Genomic DNA, 568 nt, shown 5'->3' with positions numbered 1-568 from the left:
TTCAGCGCCAGGTAAAACAGCTTGGTCACGGCGTCGTCGGTCGGAAACGAGCTGCGGGTCTTGATCACCTTGCGCAGGCTCATGTTGATCGATTCAATGGCGTTGGTCGTATAGATCACTTTGCGGATTTCCGGCGGATAGTCGAAGAATGGAACGACGCGTGCCCAGTTGCGCCGCCAACTCTGCCCGATTGACGGATAGTCCTTGTCCCACTTGGCCTCGAACGCTTCGAGCATTTGCATGGCCAGTTCGACTGTCGTTGATGTGTAGATCATCTTCAGATCGGCGGCAACTTCGCGCTGCACTTTCCACGACACGAAGTTCAGGCAGTTGCGCACCATGTGCACGATGCAAAGCTGCACGGCTGCTTTCGGATAGACCGCTTCAATGGCTTCGGGAAAGCCTTTGAGCCCATCGACGCAGGCGATAAAAATGTCCTGCACGCCGCGTGTTTTTAACTCGGTGACCACCTGCAGCCAGAACTTCGCCCCCTCGGTCTGGGCGATCCACAGTCCCAGCACTTCCTTGTGGCCGTCCATGTTCACACCAATGGCCAGATAGACCGCCT

At 56.3% G+C, this 568-nt stretch carries 1 protein-coding gene; it reads right to left on the bottom strand.

Translation table 11 applies throughout. From position 1 onward, the window contains the following. Positions 1–568: IS256 family transposase (locus tag AWB81_RS44035; RefSeq protein ID WP_144444440.1), on the bottom strand; the 568-nt coding region annotated here is incomplete at both ends.

The sequence above is a fragment of the Caballeronia arationis genome (assembly GCF_001544975.2).
Classification (GTDB): Bacteria; Pseudomonadota; Gammaproteobacteria; order Burkholderiales; family Burkholderiaceae; genus Caballeronia; species Caballeronia arationis.
The sequence above is the reverse complement of the archived record's forward strand: the minus strand, read 5'-3'. Positions and strand labels throughout refer to the sequence as shown.